This is a genomic window from Shewanella sp. MM_2022_3 (assembly GCF_022557375.1).
Taxonomy (GTDB): domain Bacteria; phylum Pseudomonadota; class Gammaproteobacteria; order Enterobacterales; family Shewanellaceae; genus Shewanella; species Shewanella xiamenensis.
This window is the reverse complement of sequence record NZ_JAKZGV010000003.1, coordinates 196016-217064: the sequence shown is the minus strand read 5'-3', so window position 1 is coordinate 217064 and position 21049 is coordinate 196016. Positions and strand designations below refer to the sequence as shown.

Sequence of the window (21049 nt, the reverse complement as noted above, 5' to 3'; positions counted from 1 at the left end):
AATCATCGCAAGACTTTATGAGGTCTAGTAATTTGAGTGACATGGCAAAAAATCTAATACTCTGGGTTGTCATCGCCGTTGTGCTGATGTCAGTGTTTCAGGGTTACTCCCCCTCTTCTTCGTCATCGCAGAAGATGGATTATTCTACTTTCCTAGACAATGTTCGTGATGGACAAGTCGCCAGCGTTGAAGTGAAAAGTGACCAACGTACTATCGAAGGTTCTAAGCGCACGGGCGAAAAATTCACGACCATCATGCCACTGTATGACCAAGATTTAATTAATGATCTTGACCGTAAAGGCATCACCATGAAAGGCCAAGAAGCCGAAGAATCGGGGTTCTTAACCCAGATCTTTATTTCTTGGTTCCCGATGTTGCTGCTGATTGGGGTATGGATTTTCTTTATGCGCCAGATGCAGGGCGGCGGTGGCAAAGGCGCTATGTCCTTTGGCAAGAGCAAAGCCAAGCTGATGAGCGAAGACCAAATCAAGACCACTTTTGCTGACGTTGCTGGCTGTGATGAAGCCAAAGAAGAAGTGAAAGAGCTGGTCGATTATCTGCGTGATCCAACCAAATTCCAAAAACTGGGTGGCCGTATTCCAACGGGCGTGCTCATGGTTGGCCCACCAGGTACAGGTAAAACCTTGCTTGCTAAAGCGATTGCTGGCGAGTCAAAGGTGCCTTTCTTTACCATTTCGGGTTCTGACTTCGTGGAAATGTTCGTCGGTGTTGGTGCATCTCGTGTGCGTGATATGTTCGAACAAGCGAAGAAATCAGCCCCTTGTATTATCTTCATCGACGAAATCGATGCCGTAGGTCGCCAACGTGGCGCAGGCTTAGGTGGTGGTCACGATGAGCGTGAGCAAACCCTTAACCAAATGCTGGTTGAGATGGACGGCTTCGAAGGTAACGAAGGGATTATCGTGATTGCGGCGACCAACCGTCCTGACGTATTGGACTCTGCGCTGCTGCGTCCAGGTCGTTTTGACCGTCAAGTGGTTGTTGGCTTGCCAGATGTTCGCGGTCGTGAGCAAATCCTTAAAGTGCATATGCGTAAAGTGCCACTTTCTGAAGATGTTAAAGCGAGTGTGATTGCCCGTGGTACGCCAGGTTTCTCCGGTGCCGATTTAGCCAACTTAGTTAACGAGGCTGCACTGTTTGCGGCGCGCGGTAACCGCCGTGTGGTCGGTATGGAAGAATTCGAGCGTGCAAAAGACAAGATCATGATGGGTGCTGAGCGCCGCTCTATGGTGATGTCGGAAGCCGAAAAAGAAATGACGGCATACCACGAAGCGGGCCACGCGATTGTGGGCTGTTTAGTGCCAGAGCATGACCCTGTGCACAAGGTCACCATTATTCCACGTGGTCGTGCACTCGGCGTGACCTTCTTCTTACCTGAGGCCGATGCGATTAGCCAAAGCCGTCGTAAGTTAGAAAGCCAGATTTCGGTTGCCTACGGTGGTCGTTTAGCCGAAGAGCTGATCTACGGTAGCGAAAAAGTGTCTACAGGTGCTTCGCAAGACATTAAATACGCCACATCGATTGCCCGTAATATGGTGACCCAATGGGGCTTCTCCGACAAGCTTGGTCCATTACTCTATGCCGAGGAAGAAGGTGAAGTGTTCTTAGGTCGTAGCATGGGTAAAGCCAAGGCGATGTCCGATGAGACTGCGACGCTTATCGATGCTGAAGTGAAGGCCTTTATCGACAAAAACTACGGCCGTGCCAAGCAAATTCTGCTGGATAACATCGATATTCTGCATTCGATGAAAGACGCGCTGATGAAGTATGAAACCATTGATTCACTGCAAATTGACGATTTGATGAACCGTCGTGAAGTGCGTCAGCCTGCTGATTGGCAAGCAGATGACAATGGTTCAAATGACAAAGGCAATGGCAAAGGTGAACCTGCGGTTAAAGTCGACGAAGTGGTTAAGTCAGCGCCTGTTGAGTCAGAGCTGAAAGATGCCGATGAGTCACCCGCTAAATAACGTTTGTTAATTGAAAGAGAACCCCGTTAAGGGGTTTTCTTGTTTTATCTTGCTAGAAAATTGACTGCGCTGTCATTCAATATAAATCAGTTACATGAGTGAACTGCGCAGAATACGGATGAAACGCGCTAGCAAGCTGTCCCAAATGGAGTCAATGCGTGTTTGAATTAATTGCTGGAACCAAACGCTTATCCTTAGCTTCGCCCGTAGTCATGGGCATTCTGAATGTTACTCCCGATTCTTTTTCCGACGGTGGAAAGTTTTCTTCTTTTGAACTGGCTTGCCAGCATGCCGATGAAATGGTTGCTCAAGGAGCGCTCATCATCGATATCGGTGGCGAGTCGACAAGGCCTGGGGCGGCCGATGTGAGTGTTGATGATGAACTCGCACGGGTGGTCCCTTTGGTAGAATATGTCGCGAAACACCATGATGTGTGGATTTCGGTTGATACCAGTAAACCAGAAGTGATGCGACAGGCGGTAAATGCTGGCGCGCACTTAATCAACGATGTTCGGGCGTTATTGGAGCCTGGGGCACTAGAGACTGCGGCGCAGTTGAATGTGCCCATTTGTTTGATGCACATGCAGGGCGCGCCGCGTACTATGCAATCGGCGCCCGAATATCACGACGTTGTTGCCGATGTCTTTAAATTCCTCAATGAGCGTATTCAAGCCTGTTTGGAGGCTGGGATCCCGCGGGAACGGTTGTTAATCGACCCAGGTTTTGGCTTTGGTAAAACCTTAGAACATAACTATGAACTGCTAGCAAAGTTAGAGCGTTTTGCGCAGTTTGAACTGCCGATATTGATAGGTTTATCCCGTAAGAGCATGATAGGAAACCTCCTTGCTAGGCCGACCTCTGAGCGCTTAGCTGGGAGCCTTGCTGGCGCCATGATAGCGGCCCAGAAAGGGGCACATATTATTCGTGTCCATGATGTCCCTGAAACTGTCGATATGCTGAAAGTGTTACAAGCGACACAGGCATATCTATAGAGGCTATTTTTGTTAAGTATTTCATTAATATTATGATCCCAATCGAAGGGACACATTGAAGTTTGTGGGGCGATATGAGCGAACGTAAATTTTTTGGAACCGATGGTATTCGTGGCAAGGTAGGTTCAGGCCAGATGACACCCGAGCTGGCATTAAAGTTGGGTTGGGCTGCTGGACGGGTGTTATCCCGTAGCGGCACTAAGAAAGTGATTATTGGTAAAGATACCCGTATCTCGGGGTATATGTTTGAATCAGCTTTAGAGGCTGGCCTTTCGGCAGCAGGTTTGAATGTGATGCTGATGGGGCCCATGCCAACGCCAGCGGTGGCTTATTTGACTCGTACTTTTCGCGCCGAAGCTGGTGTGGTAATTAGTGCTTCCCACAACCCTTACTATGATAACGGCATTAAGTTTTTCTCAACTGATGGCAGTAAGCTTGATGATAATCTTGAGCTTGAAATTGAAGCCGAATTAGAAAAGCCCTTAGAGTGTGTTGAATCACATCTGTTGGGCAAAGTGTCACGAATTGAAGATGCTCGCGGTCGTTACATCGAATACTGTAAAGGTAATTTCCCTGCAGATCACACATTAACAGGGTTAAAAATTGTCGTCGATTGTGCCCATGGTGCTACTTATCACATCGCACCAGCGGTATTTCGCGAGTTAGGCGCCGAAGTGATTGCCATTGGTGATAAACCAAACGGAGTCAATATCAATGACAAAGTCGGCGCAACGTCCATGGCGAAGATTTGCGAAACTGTTTTGGCCGAAAGTGCCGATTTAGGGATTGCGCTCGATGGCGATGGTGACCGAATTATGATGGTCAATAGCAAAGGTGAGGTGATCGATGGCGATCAAATTCTTTATATCCTTGCCTGTGATGCCAAGGCTCGTGGTGTGTTACGCGGAGGTGTGGTTGGGACGTTAATGTCTAACCTTGGCCTCGATTTAGCACTTCAGGCGTTGGATATTCCCTTTGCTCGCTCTAAAGTGGGCGACCGTTATGTGATGGAGTTACTCAAAGAACTCGATTGGCGTATCGGCGGTGAAAACTCGGGGCATATTCTTAACCTCGACCATGGCACGACCGGTGATGGTATTGTTGCTGGTATTTTGGTGCTGGCGGCCATGCGTCGTCAAAATGCAACCTTAGAGCAGTTAACTGCGCCAATGGAAATGTTGCCACAGGTGTTGGTGAATGTGCGTTTTGAAGGCGAACATGATCCATTAAGCTCTGATAAAGTTAAAGCTGCTCAAGCTCAGGTTGAATCACAACTGGGTGCTCGAGGTCGCGTATTGCTACGCAAATCTGGTACTGAACCGTTAATTCGCGTGATGGTCGAAGGTGATGATCACAATGCTGTGTTAGCGCACGCTAATTTGATTGCAGATGCGGTAAAATCGGCGAGCTAATCAAACCAATCTTTAGTCGAGTGCAGCTGATACCGATTAAAAATGAAGGTGTTAGCTGCATTAATGAGCAGGAATAGGGTTTGGCGTGTAAAAAGTAAGCACTCCAACCTAATATCTGAAAAATTTCGAATTTAGCTATTGTAACTTAATAAGTGGTTCGCTATTATTCACGCCGCTTTCAGAGGAGACAGTGATGGCACTCAGACGTCCTATGGTAGCTGGCAATTGGAAGATGAACGGCAGTGCGGCGCTAGCCCAAGAGTTGTTTAAGAAGTTTGCCTCAAAGCTCCAAAATGATTCAGCTGAAGTGGTTTTATGCCCGCCTTCTATCTATCTAGAAAGCGTAAGGCAACTGCTAGAAGCAAACAAGGAAGCGTTAGACGGTTCACTTGTTAGGATGGGCGCTCAAAATTTAAGTCAACATGACTTTGGCGCTTATACCGGAGAAGTTTCGGGTCAGATGCTTAAAGATTGCGGATGTCGATATGTGATTATCGGGCATTCAGAACGTCGCCGTATGTACGGAGAGACGAGTAATATCGTAGCGGAAAAATTTGCCGCTGCACAAAAGCACGGTTTAACCCCTATCTTATGTGTGGGTGAATCGGGTCCAGCACGTGAAGCAAGACGTACCTTCGAGGTAATTGCAGAAGAGTTGGACATAGTAATCCAGAAAAATGGCACTATGGCTTTTGATAACGCCATTATCGCTTACGAGCCATTATGGGCTGTAGGGACTGGTAAAAGTGCGACACCAGAGCAGGCACAAGAAGTACATGCGTTTATACGCAAGCGTCTCTCTGAAGTGTCTCCGTTTATCGGAGAAAATATCAGGATTTTGTACGGTGGCAGTGTGACACCGAGTAATGCAGCAGATTTATTTGCCCAACCTGATGTTGATGGTGGACTGATTGGCGGTGCCAGTTTAAACTCTACCGAGTTTTTAAGTCTGTGTACTATAGCGATGAGCGCATAATATGTATGAAGTTTTAGTGGTTGTTTACTTGTTGGTTGCATTAGGTTTAATTGGCCTAATCTTAATCCAGCAAGGTAAAGGAGCTGATATGGGTGCCTCTTTTGGCGCCGGTGCATCAGGTACCTTATTCGGTTCAAGCGGTTCAGGTAACTTCCTGACACGCACAACGGCGATTCTTGCCATTGCGTTTTTCACGTTAAGTTTGCTGATCGGCAACTTAAGTGCAAACCACGCAAAAAATGAAGATGCATGGAAAAATTTAGGTGCTGATGAACAGGTTACCCAGCCAGTTGATCAAGCAACCGAAAAGTCAGAAACCAAAATTCCTGACTAGTAAAAGGTGTCGCCGAGGTGGTGAAATTGGTAGACGCGCAGCCTTGAGGTGGCTGTGTCCTAACGGACGTGCGGGTTCAAGTCCCGCTCTCGGCACCATAATTAAACTAAGTAAGTCAAAACAAGAACTGACTTAGTTATTGCAAGCAAAGACGATAGTCAATATACTTGCACACAGTTGACGCGGGGTGGAGCAGCTTGGTAGCTCGTCGGGCTCATAACCCGAAGGTCGTCGGTTCAAATCCGGCCCCCGCAACCAGCTCCTAGTAATGAATGTTGTTTAATTCATTATGGTTTACAGGTTCTTGAAGCTAATAACCTCGTCATTACGGGGTTTTTTGTTGTCTGGGACTTTTAAATTTGTCGTATTGTTTACGGCGTTTTACTAGGGCTATTAAGCCCTTTTTTGTTTTTTCGGGGGTCAAATTTGGCAACATTAGAATCCAGACTGGCAGACATGCTCAAAGTGCCTGTGGAAGCACTCGGCTTCCAACTTTGGGGCATTGAATATGTTCAAGCGGGTAACCATTCAGTCCTGCGCGTGTTCATTGATGGTGAGAATGGCATCAATATCGAAGATTGTGCCAACGTAAGTCGCCAAGTCAGTGCTGTGCTCGATGTTGAAGACCCTATTTCTACTGAATATACCTTAGAGGTTTCTTCGCCTGGTGTAGATAGACCGCTGTTCACTGCTGAGCAATATGCGTCCTATATCGGCGAGGATGTCAAGCTTCAACTGACTATGCCTGTCGCGGGCAGTCGTAATTTAAAAGGCGCCATTACTCAGGTTGACGGTCAAATGCTGTCGGTGAAAGTAAATGGTAAAGAGCTGGTTGTCGCCTTGGATAATATCCGTAAAGGCAACATCATCGCAAAGTTTTGATGGTTTCAAGGTGAACGAGGCAAGACAAAATGAATAAAGAGATTCTGCTAGTCGCTGAAGCGGTTTCAAATGAAAAGGCCGTTCCACGCGAGAAGATTTTTGAAGCGCTGGAGACTGCTCTGGCTACCGCTACCAAGAAAAAATACGAAGGTGATATCGACGTCCGTGTTGCTATCGACCGTAAAACTGGCGCTTATGAAACTTTCCGCCGTTGGATGGTGATCGATGACAACGGTGTTGCGTTAGAAAATCCATACCGTGAGATTACGCTGGAAGCAGCACGTTTCGAAGATCCAGAGATTCAACCAGGTGAATTTATTGAAGACCAAATTGAATCAGTGGCGTTCGATCGCATTACTACCCAAACCGCTAAGCAAGTGATCGTACAAAAAGTACGTGAAGCTGAGCGTGCGCAAGTGGTTGAGCAGTTCCAAGACAAAGAAGGTGAGCTGATCACTGGTGTCGTTAAGAAAGCAACCCGCGAAAGTGTAGTTGTGGACTTAGGCAACAATGCTGATGGCGTATTATTCCGTGAAGACTTGATTTCACGCGAATCTTTCCGTCCTGGTGACCGTGTTCGTGCACTGCTTTACTCTGTTCGTCCTGAAGCGCGTGGTGCGCAGTTATTTTTAACTCGCACTAAGCCTGACATGCTGATTGAGCTGTTCCGTGTTGAAGTGCCGGAAATTGCCGATGAACTGATCGAAGTGATGGGCGCGGCGCGTGACCCAGGTGCTCGCGCTAAGATCGCAGTGAAATCGAACGATCGTCGTATCGACCCAATTGGTGCTTGCGTTGGTATGCGTGGGGCACGTGTGCAAGCGGTATCGAATGAACTCGGTGGTGAGCGTGTTGATATCGTATTGTGGGATGATAATCCAGCACAATATGTGATCAACGCCATGGCGCCAGCTGATGTGGCTTCTATCATCGTTGATGAAGACAACCACTCAATGGATATCGCTGTTGAAGCGGAAAGTTTAGCTCAGGCCATTGGTCGCAATGGTCAAAACGTGCGTTTAGCGACTCAGTTAACAGGCTGGGAACTGAACGTGATGACAGTGGAAGACATGAACAAGAAACACCAAGCCGAAAGCGCTAAGGTGAAGAGCTTATTCATGAAATCTCTGGATGTAGATGAAGATTTTGCACAAGTACTGGCTGATGAAGGTTTTACTTCGCTCGAAGAAGTGGCTTATGTACCTGTGTCAGAATTATTGGCAATTGATGGCTTTGATGAGGATCTCGTCGAAGCATTACGTGAACGTGCTAAGGCTGCGATCTCAACTCGAGCGCTCGCATCCGAAGAAGCACTAGATGGTGTGGAGCCAAGTGAAGAGTTATTAGCACTTGAAGGTGTTGAAAGACACTTAGCCTATGTTTTAGCGAGCAAAGGTATCGTGACTCTAGAAGACTTGGCTGAACAAGGCATTGATGATTTGATCGAAATTGAAGAATTGACAGAAGAAAAAGCAGGTGAGCTGATCATGGCTGCCCGCAACATCTGTTGGTTTGGCGAAGAAGCATAAGTCGATCAACAGGGGGATTTAACTGATGGCAGATACTACCGTAGAGAAATTGGCCACGGAAGTGGGTAAAAGTGTTGAACGTCTGATTGAGCAATTCTCTCAGGCCGGAATTAAGAAAGGCCACACTGATAATGTGTCTGAAGCTGAGAAGCAGCAGTTACTGGATTATCTGAAGAAGCAACATGGCGCCGATAATGCGCCGACTAAAATGACGCTGCAACGTAAAACCGTATCGACCCTGAGTGTGGCCGGTAATGGTGGTCAATCTAAAGACGTTAAAGTTGAAGTGCGTAAAACCCGTACTTTTGTTAAACGTGATGTGAGTGACGCAGTGCTTAAAGCGGAAGAAGAGGCTAAAGCCAAAGCAGAAGCCGAAGCGAAGGCCAAAGCAGAAGCTGAAGCGAAAGCGAAGGCAGAAGCCGAAGCTAAGGCTAAAGTGGAAGCAGAGGCGAAAGCGAAGGCAGAAGCTGAAGCGAAAGCAAAAGCGAAAGCCGCAGCGGAAGTGAAAGTAGCCAAAGATATGTCACCAGAAGCTGAAGCAGCTCGTTTGGAAGCTGAACGTTTAAAAGCAGTACAAGAAGCTGCGACTAAACGTAAACAAGACGAAGAAGCCGCCAAAGCGGCAGAAAAAGCGCGTCTGTTAGCAGAAGAAAACTCTAAGCGTTGGGCCGAAGAAGAGCGTCAACGTTTAGAAGCTGAGCGCTATAGCGATCACCATATCACTACCTCTAAAGTGGCTCGCGCAGCTGAAGATTCGTCTGATATGGATGAAGAAAAACGTGGCCGCCGTGCGCGTAACAAAAATACCGCCAAAACCAAACGTGGTGGTAAAGATGCTCGCGATGGTCGCGAAAAACACATGCGTAACCGCAGCACAGCGCCAGAATCAATGGCTCATGGCTTCAATAAGCCAGTAGCAGCCGTTAACCGTGATGTGCGTATCGGTGAAACAGTTACAGTGGCAGAACTTGCTCACTTAATGGCAGTTAAAGCGACTGAAATCATCAAGCAAATGATGAAGATGGGCTCAATGGTTACGATCAACCAAGTGTTAGATCAAGAAACTGCCCAATTAGTTGCTGAAGAAATGGGCCACAAAGTGGTACTTATTCGTGAAAACGAATTAGAGCAACAAGTACTTTCTGAGCGTGACGAAGAAGGTGGCGTGAAGCTTGAGCCTCGTGCACCTGTTGTAACCATTATGGGTCACGTTGACCACGGTAAAACATCGCTCCTTGACTATATCCGCCGCGCGAAAGTGGCAGCGGGTGAGGCCGGTGGTATTACTCAGCATATTGGTGCATACCATGTTGAGACCGAAAACGGCATGATCACTTTCTTAGATACCCCTGGTCACGCTGCGTTTACCGCAATGCGTGCTCGTGGTGCTAAGGCGACGGATATCGTTGTACTCGTTGTGGCTGCCGATGACGGTGTTATGCCGCAAACCATTGAAGCGATTCAACATGCTAAAGCGGGTAACGTGCCATTAATTGTTGCAGTTAACAAGATGGACAAGCCAGAAGCCGATATCGACCGCGTGAAGAGCGAATTGTCTCAGCACGGCGTGATGTCTGAAGAATGGGGCGGAGACAACATGTTTGCCTTCGTATCTGCTAAGACGGGTGAAGGCGTTGATGATTTGCTTGAGGGTATCTTACTCCAAGCTGAAGTACTTGAACTCAAAGCTGTTCGTGATGGTATGGCTGCTGGTGTGGTTATTGAGTCTCAACTGGATAAAGGTCGCGGCCCTGTAGCAACGATTCTGGTTCAAGAAGGTACACTGCGCCAAGGTGACATCGTTCTATGTGGTTTAGAGTACGGTAAAATCCGTGCGATGAAAGACGAGAACGGTCGTTCAATCACTGAAGCTGGCCCATCAATCCCTGTTGAGATTTTAGGTCTGTCAGGTGTGCCATCAGCCGGTGATGAAGCAACCGTTGTGCGTGACGAGCGTAAAGCCCGTGAAGTCGCGCTGTACCGTCAAGGCAAGTTCCGTGATGTGAAATTAGCGCGTCAGCAGAAGTCTAAGCTGGAAAACATGTTCGCGAACATGACCGAAGGCGAAGTGAAAGAACTGAACATCGTTCTGAAGGCAGACGTTCAAGGTTCACTCGAAGCGATTACCGACTCCTTAATGGGTCTGTCTACCGACGAAGTGAAAGTAAACATCATCGCTCGTGGTGTAGGTGCTCTGACCGAAACCGACGCGACTTTAGCTGCGGCTTCTAACGCGATTATGGTTGGCTTTAACGTGCGTGCCGATGCGCAAGCGCGTAAGACTATCGAAAACGAAAGTGTTGACTTACGTTACTACAGCGTTATCTATAATCTGATTGATGAAGTGAAAGCGGCGATGACAGGTATGCTGTCACCTGAATTCAAACAACAGATTATCGGTCTGGCTGAAGTTCGTGACGTGTTCAAATCACCAAAACTGGGCGCAATCGCTGGTTGTATGGTGACTGAAGGCACCATCAAGCGTAGCGCACCAATTCGCGTTCTGCGTGATAACGTGGTGATCTTCGAAGGTGAACTCGAATCATTACGTCGCTTTAAAGATGACGTTAATGAAGTTCGCAATGGCATGGAATGTGGTATCGGTGTTAAGAACTACAACGATGTCCGCGTGGGTGACCAAATCGAAGTATTTGAAACCGTCGAAGTGGCACGTACACTGTAACGATAAAGAGGGCGGCATTAGCCGCCCTTTCAATTTAATGACATTAGCTATTATGGTAACTCTATTATGGCAAAAGAATTCAGTCGTACACGTCGTATAGGCCAGCAGTTACAGCAAGAGCTGGCTGTTGTCCTACAACGCGACATGAAAGATCCCCGTATTGGTTTTGTGACCGTCAATGACGTTGATGTTTCTCGCGATTTAAGTTACGCCAAAGTCTTTGTCACCTTCTTTGAAGAAGACAAAGAAGTTGTGCAAGAAAAGCTGAACGCGCTGATTGCTGCCGCTCCTTATATTCGTACCTTAGTGGCAGGCCGCATGAAATTGCGCGTGATGCCAGAAATTCGCTTTGTTTACGACAGCTCATTGGTTGAAGGTATGCGTATGTCTAATCTCGTCAGCCAAGTCATCAACAGCGATAAAGCCAAACAACAACAGTTTGGTAGCGCTGAAGATGATGTTGTTGATAATGACATTGACGAGAGCGATGACACCGAAGGTAAAGCGTAATGGCAAGACGTTCAAAGGGCCGCTTTATCGACGGTATTGTATTGTTGGACAAGGCCACAGGCATGAGCTCCAACTTTGCATTGCAACGAGTAAAGCGCTTTTTTAATGCCAACAAAGCGGGGCATACGGGGGCGCTCGATCCACTGGCGACGGGCATGCTGCCAATCTGTTTAGGTGAAGCGACTAAGTTTTCCCAGCATTTGCTCGATTCGGATAAGCGTTATCTGGTCACGGCAAAACTGGGGCAACGTACCGATACCAGCGACTCAGACGGCGAAGTCGTACAAACACGCCCGCTCGAGTTTACACAGGCGCAGTTAATGTCCGCCTTAGCGCATTTCCGTGGTGATACTTTGCAAGTGCCATCCATGTATTCAGCGCTCAAATATCAAGGTCAACCCTTGTATAAGTATGCCCGAGAGGGGATTGAAGTGCCGCGTGAGGCGCGTCCAATCACTGTCTTTGAACTGAACTTCATCGGTCTAGAAGGCGATGAGCTAACCTTAGACATTCATTGCTCTAAGGGCACTTATATTCGCACTATTATTGACGATTTAGGCGAAATGCTCGGTTGTGGCGCCCATGTGATCATGCTGCGCCGTACTCAAGTTGCACATTATCCCTACGATAAAATGGTTACTCTTGAGCAGCTAGAAGCCTTAGTCGCTAAAGCACAGGAACAACAACTTGATCCAAGCAGTTTGTTGGATTCGTTACTGTTACCTATGGATACGGCGGTTGCCGATTTTCCTGAGGTCAATGTCCCTGATGCGAGTGCAGCTTACTTAATGCAAGGTCAAGCGGTGCGAGTCGCGAACTTAGAAGCAAATAAGCTGGTACGGATTACCTTAGGGACTGCACGTCGTTTTGTTGGTATCGGTGAGATGAATGATGATGGCTTACTGGCCCCGAAGCGTTTAGTCGTTATTCACGACGAACCTAAAGCATCTTAATGGATTTGCTCGGATATTATTCCACCGCTTTTATTGCGCACGCCAAAGATTATGGGTAGAATAGCGCGCCCTCTGGCTGAGTTAGTGATCGGCTAGGGATTCACATTTTATATTTGGAGAGACACATGTCACTAAGTACTGAAGCGAAAGCAAAAATCCTGGCTGAATTTGGCCGTGGCGCAAACGACACTGGTTCAACTGAAGTTCAAGTTGCGCTGTTAACTGCTCAAATCAACCATTTGCAAGATCACTTCAAAGAGCACATTCACGATCACCACTCACGTCGTGGTCTGTTACGTATGGTTAGCGCTCGTCGTAAGTTATTAGCTTACCTGAAGCGTACCGAAGCTACACGTTACAATGAGCTGATCCAAAAGTTAGGTTTACGTCGTTAATCTCTCGTCGATTAACGTAAAAAAGGAGGCTTAGCCTCCTTTTTTATTGCCTAAAATTCAGTATGTTGAACTATATCCTCAGTACATTAGGCACCACGTAATCCATCAATATTACTAATGGTTGCAGTTTGACTGGCAATATATAGCGTCTCAAACTCAGCCTGTGGTAAAGGTTGGCTAAAGTAAAAGCCTTGACCTATCTGGCACTCATTACTCTTAAGCCAATCGAGTTGCAGCTCGTTCTCAATCCCTTCAGCCACAATAGTTAGGTTTAATTGCTTACCTAACATCAAGATTGTTGATGCAATTGCACTATCCTTGGGAAGATCGGAAACAAAGCAGCGGTCAATTTTCATAGTGGTGATTGGCAGATGGCGTAAGTAAGAGAGGGAGGAATAACCAGTACCAAAATCATCTACCGCGATACCAAATCCTGCCGATTTAAGTTGCTCTAATTTGTTGATAGCAAGTTCTATATCATTCATTAATGAGGTTTCAGTAATCTCTATTTCTAATAACTCTGGTTGAATTTGGTATCGTAGCGCCATTTGTTTGATATCAGAGACTAAGCTTGCGTCGGCAAATTGTTGTGAGGCGACGTTAATTGCGATAGGAATGGCATAGTTATATTTCTTCTGCCACTCCCGCAGTACTCGGCAACTCTGCTCTATCACCCAACGACCGATAGGAATAATAATGCCGGTTTCTTCTGCCACCGGAATAAAGGACATGGGACTAATTAAGCGGCCATCTTTTTGCCAACGAATTAAGGCTTCACATCCGGTAATTTTACCTGTTTGCAGATCAAGCTTAGGCTGGAAGTAGAGCAGAAATTCATTATTTTTCAATGCATCATGTAGTGATGCCTCTGTCCTAAGTCTAACCGCAGCTCGTTCTGTCATTTGCTGTTTGAAGAAAGCCCATTGATTAGAACCTGCTGCTTTTGCACTGTACATCGCAATATCGGCATGGCGGATAAGATCTTCGGCGCTATTTCCATCCTCAGGGTAGATAGATATTCCGATAGAAGCCGCAGGGTGAATCGCGTGTTCATTCAATTGGATGGGGACATTAAGTTGCACTAAGAGTTTATCGACAAAGTCAGCAGCTTGGTCAGGAGAGTGAACTGAGTCGGCTAAAATAACGAATTCATCACCGCCTAGGCGAGATACTGTGCCTTTATCACCCACTACACGTTCGAGGATGCGAGCGATACGGGCGAGGAATTGATCGCCAAGGGCGTGTCCTAGGGAGTCATTAATATTTTTAAAGCGATCTAGGTCGATAAACATCAGGGCAAAGCTACGTTTGTGTACTCTAGAGCGTTGGATTGTGACGGCAATTGTTTCGAGCAGTAAAGTACGATTAGGCAATCCGGTGAGTGGATCTCGTGTTGCCATTTTTCGAAGTTTTGACTGAGTTTGACTAAATTGAATTAAGATCTGATTAAATTTCGACGTTACCAGTCCCAATTCATCATCCTTATGGGCATTGGACATGGGCAAGAGGTTTTCGTCGGGCGAATCGGGTGCGATTTTATCGATTGCTTCACTTATCCGGGCTATCGGCTGGGTTAAGAAGCGGTGGAAGACGACAGATAATACCAAGGTGAGCAAAAGTGCACGGGCTAAGGTTGCAAAAAAACTAAACCTGAGTTGGCTAAAGAGGGTATTAGTCAGTTCCTGTGTGTCATAGAAAATAGTCAATGTGCCAATAAGCTGTTGTTTTTGTGTGCCTTCGAAATAGAAGGGACGATACAATGGGCGTGAAATTTCTTTAAGATCATCAAACAGTTTATTACTGAGGCTTATAAAAGTTTGTGAGCTGGTTTTCTGATTATTACTCACTGACACAAACATGGAGCCATCATCGAGTTCGATGACTGCTGAGCCGACATGCTCAACTTTTATTGCACCTTCTAAGGTTTGTCTTGCGAGATTATCATCCAGTGCCCAAACGGCGTTAGCAGAAGGTTGTTCTACCGAATCGAGTAATTCCTGTTGAGTGGTCGTGAGTTGATGTTTGGTGGATACCACCACAAGGGCAATTTCAACAATAAAAATAGCGATAGCAAAAAATAACGCAGTAAAAACGACGAGGTTAGTCTGTTTCCAAGTTAGGGATTTAAAACGACCCGTCATTCAGATCTTCCTTTTAATTGTTATTTTTCACCAGAGGGGATTGCCTATATCACTGTAGAGCATAACTCTTTGTTGATTTAACCACTTTAGTGAAAAGATAGCAGTTTGTCATCATTATCTGCTCTTTATCTATGGTTCATAATTGCAGTATACTTACGCGCGTAATTCAAGGTCATTAATTAAGGAATGGGTCACGTGAATCCAATTGTAAAGAGTTTTGAGTATGGTCAACATACAGTCACCCTGGAAACAGGCGTTATAGCGCGTCAAGCTGATGCAGCCGTGTTAGCGAGTATGGGTGACACGACAGTGTTAGTCACTGTTGTAGGTAAAAAAGAAGCTGAAGCAGGCCGTGACTTCTTTCCTCTGACTGTTAACTATCAAGAAAAGAGCTACGCAGCGGGTAAAATTCCTGGTGGTTTCTTTAAGCGTGAAGGCCGTCCTTCAGAAGATGAGACATTAATCGCTCGCCTGATCGACCGTCCAATTCGTCCTCTTTTCCCCAATGGTTTCACCAACGAAGTTCAAGTTATCATCACTGTGGTATCTGTCGATCCACAAATCGAGCCAGATATTATTTCGATGATCGGTACTTCGGCGGCGCTTGCCATTTCGGGTATTCCATTCAGCGGTCCATTAGGTGCGGCGCGTGTGGGTTACATCAATGGCGAATACGTACTGAACCCAACAGTGACTCAGTTAGAAAGCAGCCAACTAAACTTGGTTGTTGCAGGTACTGAGAGCGCGGTATTGATGGTTGAGTCAGAAGCTCAAGCCTTACCAGAAGAAGTGATGTTAGGCTCAGTAGTTTATGGTCACGACCAACAACAAGTGGTTATCAAAGCGATTGCTGAATTCAAAGCAGAAGCCGGTAAACCTGCTTGGAATTGGACTGCTCCAGTGCAAGATGAAACGCTGGTTGCTCAAATTAAAGCGCTTGCTGAAGCGGGTTTAGGCGATGCGTATAAAATCCAAGTAAAGCAAGATCGTTATGCTCAAGTTGCTGTTGTTAAAGCTGCAACGAAAGAAGCGTTATTAGCAAGCAATCCTAACATTGATTTACGTGAAGTTGATGGTCTGCTCGGTAGCTTAGAGAAGAAAGTGGTTCGTGGTCGCATCATCCGTGGTGAGCCGCGTATCGATGGTCGTGAGCCAGATATGATTCGCGCATTAAGCGTATTGGCAGGCGTATTACCACGTACCCACGGTAGTGCACTGTTTACCCGTGGCGAAACCCAAGCGCTGGTGACTTGTACTTTAGGTACTGAGCGTGACGCACAGAAGATTGATAGCATTATGGGCGAGCGCACTAGCCGCTTCATGCTGCACTACAACTTCCCTCCTTATTCTGTTGGTGAGACAGGTATGGTGGGTTCACCTAAGCGTCGTGAAATCGGCCACGGCAAGTTAGCATGGCGCGGTATCAACGCAGTAATGCCATCTGCTGAAGAGTTCCCATACAGTGTGCGTGTGGTTTCTGAAATCACTGAATCTAACGGTTCAAGCTCTATGGCATCAGTCTGTGGTACGTCTCTTGCGCTGATGGATGCGGGTGTACCTATCAAGACTTCTGTAGCGGGTATCGCTATGGGTCTAGTGAAAGAAGGCGATGACTTTGTGGTTCTGTCTGACATCTTAGGTGATGAAGACCACTTAGGTGATATGGACTTCAAAGTAGCCGGTACCCGTGACGGTGTGACTGCACTGCAGATGGATATCAAGATCGAAGGTATTACCAAAGAAATCATGGAAATTGCACTGCAACAAGCCTATGGCGCACGTGTACATATCCTAAACGTGATGGATCAAGCGATTGGTTCGCACCGTGATGATATCTCTGACCATGCTCCACGTATCACAACTATCAAGATCAACCCAGAGAAGATCCGTGATGTTATCGGTAAAGGCGGCGCGGTAATTCGTGCACTGACCGAAGAAACCGGCACGACTATCGAGCTTGAAGATGACGGTACAGTAAGAATTGCTTCTTCTAATGGTGAAGCCACCAAAGAAGCTATCCGTCGTATCGAAGAAATCACTTCAGAAGTTGAAGTGGGTCGTATCTACAACGGTAAAGTTATCCGTATCGTTGACTTCGGTGCCTTCGTTAACATTCTGCCTGGTAAAGATGGTTTAGTGCACATTTCGCAAATCAGCGATGAGCGTGTTGCTAATGTCTCTGACCACCTTGAACTGAACCAAGAAGTCACCGTTAAAGTGATGGAAGTGGATCGTCAAGGCCGTGTAAGACTGTCAATCAAAGAAGCACAGACTAAAGAGCCAGCTGCTGAATAATGGTCTAAACAGACATTATCGGTGTCAGTTTCGACGTGACGTGACTAAAAGGAGATCAATTGATCTCCTTTTTGTTTGTTTGGGTTTAATAAAGTTGTGTTTAATGCTATTCCTCAATAGCAGTCCAGTTGTGGGATTGCTATCATGAACATTCTTCTGCGTGAGTTGGGAATCTAAAAAGGTAGAAATGGATGAGTCTTAAAATTAGAACCGCTGTTGTTGCTGTGCTGGCGGGTGCCAGCTTGATGTTGGCTGGATGTGCGACCACTCAATCCCCCTTAGACAACCAAAATGACGTTGAAGGTAAATTGGTTATCGCCCCAGTGATGACTGATTATAAAGTCGAGGTGACCCTTGCTAAGCTCAATGAGATTTTATCAGCTGTTGAATTGACCAACGAGCAGCGCGCTCGTTTCCATTACGATCGTGGGGTAATTTACGACAGCGTGGGCTTGCGTTTAATGGCGCGCATTGATTTTATGCAAGCGCTAAAATTGCAACCAGACTTAGCCGATGCCTATAATTTCCTTGGTATTTATTATACCCAAGAGGGGGAATACGATAGTGCCTATGAGGCGTTTGATGGCGTATTAGAGTTATCGCCAAACTATGATTATGCCTACTTGAATCGTGGTATCGCGCTTTATTATGGTGACCGTAATGATCTTGCCTTAAAAGATATGCAATCCTTCTATGCTGCCGATAATAAAGATGGTTACCGAGCATTATGGTTGTATTTGATCCAATCAAAGGATAATACCGTTGAGGCTAAACGCCAGCTACAGGAACACCGTAAGGGGCTTGAAGCGGATGCATGGTCAACCGTGATTGTTGATTATTATTTGGGCGTTAAGAGTCGTGAACAGGTATTTGCCGATGCCAAGTTAGGCCTCACTCATCCTAAAGAATATGCTGAACGTTTATGTGAAGCTTATTTCTATCTTGCCAAAATGGCCATTGCCAATAAGCAATATCAAGAGGCTGCAAATTATTTCCGCCTCGCCCTTGCGACTAATATTTATGACTTTGTTGAGCATAGATATGCGCGAATTGAGCTGGCAAAGGTCAAAGGGTTGCTCGAAGGCACAAAATAAGTCTTATCGCCCGAGGCTCATCTTGGGCTTTGCCTAGCCAAGCACGCACTGAGGCGCTATAATTTGCGCCTTTTTTAGCGATACGAGTGCATAGGTTAAATGTCAGACAATAAAGTAGAGGTCGATAAACGTCGCACCTTCGCGATTATATCGCACCCCGACGCGGGTAAAACCACCATTACCGAAAAAGTGCTGTTATTCGGAAACGCGCTGCAAAAAGCGGGTACCGTTAAGGGCAAAAAGTCGGGTCAGCACGCTAAGTCTGACTGGATGGAAATGGAAAAAGACCGTGGTATTTCGATTACAACGTCTGTCATGCAGTTTCCCTATGGTGGCGCGCTCGTTAACCTACTCGACACCCCTGGCCACGAAGACTTCTCGGAAGATACTTACCGCACCTTAACGGCGGTCGACTCTTGCTTGATGGTTATCGACTCGGCAAAGGGTGTTGAAGATCGTACCATCAAATTGATGGAAGTGACCCGTCTGCGCGATACACCCATCGTGACCTTTATGAACAAACTCGACCGTGATATTCGCGATCCTATCGAACTGATGGATGAGGTCGAGAACGTACTTAATATCGCCTGTGCGCCTATTACTTGGCCTATTGGTAGCGGTAAAGAATTTAAGGGTGTTTACCATATTCTGCGCGATGAAGTGGTGCTATACCAAAGCGGTTTGGGACACACGATTCAAGAGCGCCGTGTGATTGAAGGTATCGATAACCCTGATCTGGATAAAGCGATTGGTAGCTATGCCGCTGATCTGCGTGATGAAATGGAACTGGTTCGCGGAGCATCAAACGAGTTTGATCATCAAGCCTTCCTAAAGGGTGAGCTTACACCAGTGTTCTTCGGTACCGCATTAGGTAACTTCGGTGTTGACCATATCCTCGATGGTATTGTGGAATGGGCGCCTAAACCGCTACCTCGTGAAAGCGATGTGCGGATGATCATGCCTGACGAAGAAAAATTCACCGGTTTTGTGTTTAAAATTCAAGCAAACATGGATCCTAAGCACCGTGACCGCGTTGCCTTTATGCGTGTTTGCTCTGGTCGCTATGAGCAAGGCATGAAGATGCACCATGTGCGGATCGGCAAAGATGTTAACGTCAGCGATGCGTTGACCTTTATGGCGGGCGACCGTGAGCGCGCTGAAGTTGCGTATCCTGGTGATATTATTGGTTTACATAACCACGGAACCATTCGTATCGGCGATACGTTCACTCAAGGTGAAAAGTTCCGCTTTACCGGTGTACCTAACTTTGCGCCCGAAATGTTCCGCCGTATTCGTCTGCGCGATCCGCTCAAGCAAAAACAATTACTTAAGGGCTTAGTTCAGCTATCTGAAGAAGGGGCTGTGCAGGTGTTTCGTCCCTTAGATACCAATGACTTGATCGTGGGTGCCGTGGGTGTACTCCAGTTTGAAGTGGTTGTTGGCCGCTTAAAGAGCGAGTACAACGTTGAGGCGATTTACGAAGGTATTAGCGTTTCAACTGCGCGCTGGGTTTATTGTAAAGATGAGCGTAAGCTAGAAGAGTTCCGCCGCAAGTGTAGCCAAAACTTGGCGCTCGACGGTGGTGATAACTTAACTTACATTGCGCCAACTATGGTTAACTTAAATCTTTCAATGGAAAGATACCCTGATATCGAGTTCGCTAAAACGCGCGAGCACTAACAGGTAAGTAGCTCTAGGGTTAAAGGCGGTGATTCACCGCCTTTTTTGTATCTAAAATTTGTGAGGTGACTGATGATAAGTTGGATAACTCGCGCGTGGCAGGCTTATATCCGTTGGTGCGACAAGATGGGACTCACGCCCGAGAATCGCCGTTGTTGCATGCCAAGATTAGAAGATCCGCCACTAATTCGAACTAAAGCTGATTGTCAAATAAAAGCGCAATCATCGAATGGAGACACAAAAACGGAGTGACAGATTGATGATGCTAGATACTCACGCGCACCTCGATTTTGTCGAGTTTGATAGTGACCGCGATCAAGTCATACAGCGTATGCATCATGCGGGCATCGATAATCTGATTATCCCAGGGGTCTCACCACAACACTGGACTAAACAATTGGCCATTGCTGAGCAATACCAGTGTTATTTTGCCTTAGGGATCCATCCTTGGTTTTGCCCGGAAGATGTTGATAAGGCCATCACAGAATTAACATTACAGGTTGCTCAGTTACGAGAATGTCCCCGTTTTGTTGCCATTGGTGAGTGTGGGTTAGACAAACTTTATGCTGACAATTGGAGCAACCAGTTAGCATTTTTTGACGCTCAGTTGGCGCTTGCTTATGAGCAGAATTTGCCCGTTATCGTCCATGCGGTAAAGGCACATCAAGAGGTGCTATTCCATTTAAAGCGCCATAAACTCCCAAAAGCGGGCGTAATACACGCCTTTTCTGGCAGTCCTGATATTGCACTCGAATACACTAAGCTAGGTTTTAAACTAGGCATTGGTGGTTTAGTGATGAATCCGAATGCGAAAAAACTGCTCAAAACTGTCAGTGAATTACCCTTAGAAAGTTTCCTACTTGAGACTGATTCTCCAGCCATGACTCCGCTAAATGTTACAGAAAAACGCAATCAACCCGCTAATGCTGTACTTTTTATAGACAAAATTGCAACTTTGCAAAAAAAATCTAGTGTTCTAATATCAGAACACTTGGTGTCGAATGCAATGCAACTGTTTGACCTTTAGTTGTTTTTGGTTAAACAGGTGTATGTCGCAATAGCATTTTGCTCTAAGCGATTGAAATTAAACTCCAAAATTTTGATCAAAACGACGATTTTCGACTTTCTCTCGGGTATAATCTGACTCGGAAATAGGTTGATTAACAACATAATTAAAAAGTG

17 protein-coding genes and 2 tRNA genes are annotated in these 21049 nt (G+C 46.3%); 18 read left to right on the top strand and 1 reads right to left on the bottom strand.

The window, feature by feature from the left end; genetic code table 11:
• Window positions 1-17 precede the first annotated feature (17 nt).
• The 13 genes from ftsH to rpsO all read left to right on the top strand — a co-directional run bounded on the left by ftsH (window position 18) and on the right by rpsO (window position 12657).
• The gene (ftsH, locus tag MMG82_RS03370) at window positions 18-1991 is read left to right on the top strand and encodes an ATP-dependent zinc metalloprotease FtsH (RefSeq protein WP_037429699.1); all 1974 of its coding nucleotides are present in this window, start codon (window positions 18-20) and stop codon (window positions 1989-1991) included.
• Window positions 1992-2149: 158 nt separating this feature from the next.
• Window positions 2150-2983, top strand: coding sequence for a dihydropteroate synthase (gene folP / locus MMG82_RS03365; RefSeq protein ID WP_047535337.1), 834 nt, complete (start codon window positions 2150-2152; stop codon window positions 2981-2983).
• 74 nt (window positions 2984-3057) lie between these two features.
• Entirely contained in the window at window positions 3058-4395 is a 1338-nt protein-coding gene (gene glmM / locus MMG82_RS03360; RefSeq protein WP_047535342.1) for a phosphoglucosamine mutase, read from the top strand.
• A gap of 193 nt (window positions 4396-4588) precedes the next feature.
• Complete coding sequence (tpiA, locus tag MMG82_RS03355) at window positions 4589-5371, top strand: triose-phosphate isomerase (RefSeq protein ID WP_011071430.1); 783 nt, start codon at window positions 4589-4591, stop codon at window positions 5369-5371.
• 1 nt (window position 5372) lies between these two features.
• On the top strand, window positions 5373-5705 hold the full coding sequence (secG, locus tag MMG82_RS03350) for a preprotein translocase subunit SecG (RefSeq protein WP_011716140.1): 333 nt from the start codon (window positions 5373-5375) through the stop codon (window positions 5703-5705).
• A gap of 11 nt (window positions 5706-5716) precedes the next feature.
• A tRNA-Leu gene (locus MMG82_RS03345) sits at window positions 5717-5803 on the top strand.
• Window positions 5804-5886: 83 nt separating this feature from the next.
• A tRNA-Met gene (locus MMG82_RS03340) sits at window positions 5887-5963 on the top strand.
• A 168-nt stretch (window positions 5964-6131) separates the two neighbouring features.
• Window positions 6132-6587 carry a ribosome maturation factor RimP gene (gene rimP, locus MMG82_RS03335; protein WP_037415241.1) on the top strand — a complete coding sequence of 152 codons (456 nt, stop codon included), beginning with the start codon at window positions 6132-6134 and terminating at the stop codon, window positions 6585-6587.
• 29 nt (window positions 6588-6616) lie between these two features.
• Window positions 6617-8116 carry a transcription termination factor NusA gene (gene nusA / locus MMG82_RS03330; protein ID WP_037415246.1) on the top strand — a complete coding sequence of 500 codons (1500 nt, stop codon included), beginning with the start codon at window positions 6617-6619 and terminating at the stop codon, window positions 8114-8116.
• Between the two features lie 25 nt (window positions 8117-8141).
• Window positions 8142-10799, top strand: coding sequence for a translation initiation factor IF-2 (infB, locus tag MMG82_RS03325; RefSeq protein ID WP_037415258.1), 2658 nt, complete (start codon window positions 8142-8144; stop codon window positions 10797-10799).
• Between the two features lie 66 nt (window positions 10800-10865).
• A complete protein-coding gene (gene rbfA, locus MMG82_RS03320) occupies window positions 10866-11309 on the top strand; it encodes a 30S ribosome-binding factor RbfA (RefSeq protein ID WP_047535354.1) in 444 nt (147 codons plus the stop codon).
• Window positions 11309-12262: a tRNA pseudouridine(55) synthase TruB gene (gene truB / locus MMG82_RS03315; protein WP_047535357.1), complete on the top strand. Its 954-nt coding sequence runs from the start codon at window positions 11309-11311 to the stop codon at window positions 12260-12262. The genes rbfA and truB overlap by 1 nt, the downstream gene beginning before the upstream one ends.
• A gap of 125 nt (window positions 12263-12387) precedes the next feature.
• Entirely contained in the window at window positions 12388-12657 is a 270-nt protein-coding gene (gene rpsO / locus MMG82_RS03310) for a 30S ribosomal protein S15 (RefSeq protein WP_037415266.1), read from the top strand.
• Window positions 12658-12743: 86 nt separating this feature from the next.
• Here the strand turns inward: rpsO and MMG82_RS03305 are convergent, their stop codons facing one another.
• Window positions 12744-14798 carry an EAL domain-containing protein gene (locus MMG82_RS03305; protein WP_047535359.1) on the bottom strand — a complete coding sequence of 685 codons (2055 nt, stop codon included), beginning with the start codon at window positions 14796-14798 and terminating at the stop codon, window positions 12744-12746.
• A 195-nt stretch (window positions 14799-14993) separates the two neighbouring features.
• Here MMG82_RS03305 and pnp point away from each other — a divergent pair, with 195 nt between their 5' ends.
• From pnp to MMG82_RS03285, 5 genes are all read left to right on the top strand, one after another.
• Window positions 14994-17093, top strand: coding sequence for a polyribonucleotide nucleotidyltransferase (gene pnp, locus MMG82_RS03300; protein WP_037415351.1), 2100 nt, complete (start codon window positions 14994-14996; stop codon window positions 17091-17093).
• 191 nt (window positions 17094-17284) lie between these two features.
• The gene (nlpI, locus tag MMG82_RS03295) at window positions 17285-18187 is read left to right on the top strand and encodes a lipoprotein NlpI (RefSeq protein WP_047535362.1); all 903 of its coding nucleotides are present in this window, start codon (window positions 17285-17287) and stop codon (window positions 18185-18187) included.
• Window positions 18188-18286: 99 nt separating this feature from the next.
• Window positions 18287-19867: a peptide chain release factor 3 gene (gene prfC, locus MMG82_RS03290; protein ID WP_037415348.1), complete on the top strand. Its 1581-nt coding sequence runs from the start codon at window positions 18287-18289 to the stop codon at window positions 19865-19867.
• 69 nt (window positions 19868-19936) lie between these two features.
• Window positions 19937-20119: a hypothetical protein gene (locus MMG82_RS21655; RefSeq protein ID WP_306299126.1), complete on the top strand. Its 183-nt coding sequence runs from the start codon at window positions 19937-19939 to the stop codon at window positions 20117-20119.
• Between the two features lie 10 nt (window positions 20120-20129).
• Window positions 20130-20894: a TatD family hydrolase gene (locus MMG82_RS03285; RefSeq protein WP_172587603.1), complete on the top strand. Its 765-nt coding sequence runs from the start codon at window positions 20130-20132 to the stop codon at window positions 20892-20894.
• Window positions 20895-21049 lie beyond the last annotated feature (155 nt).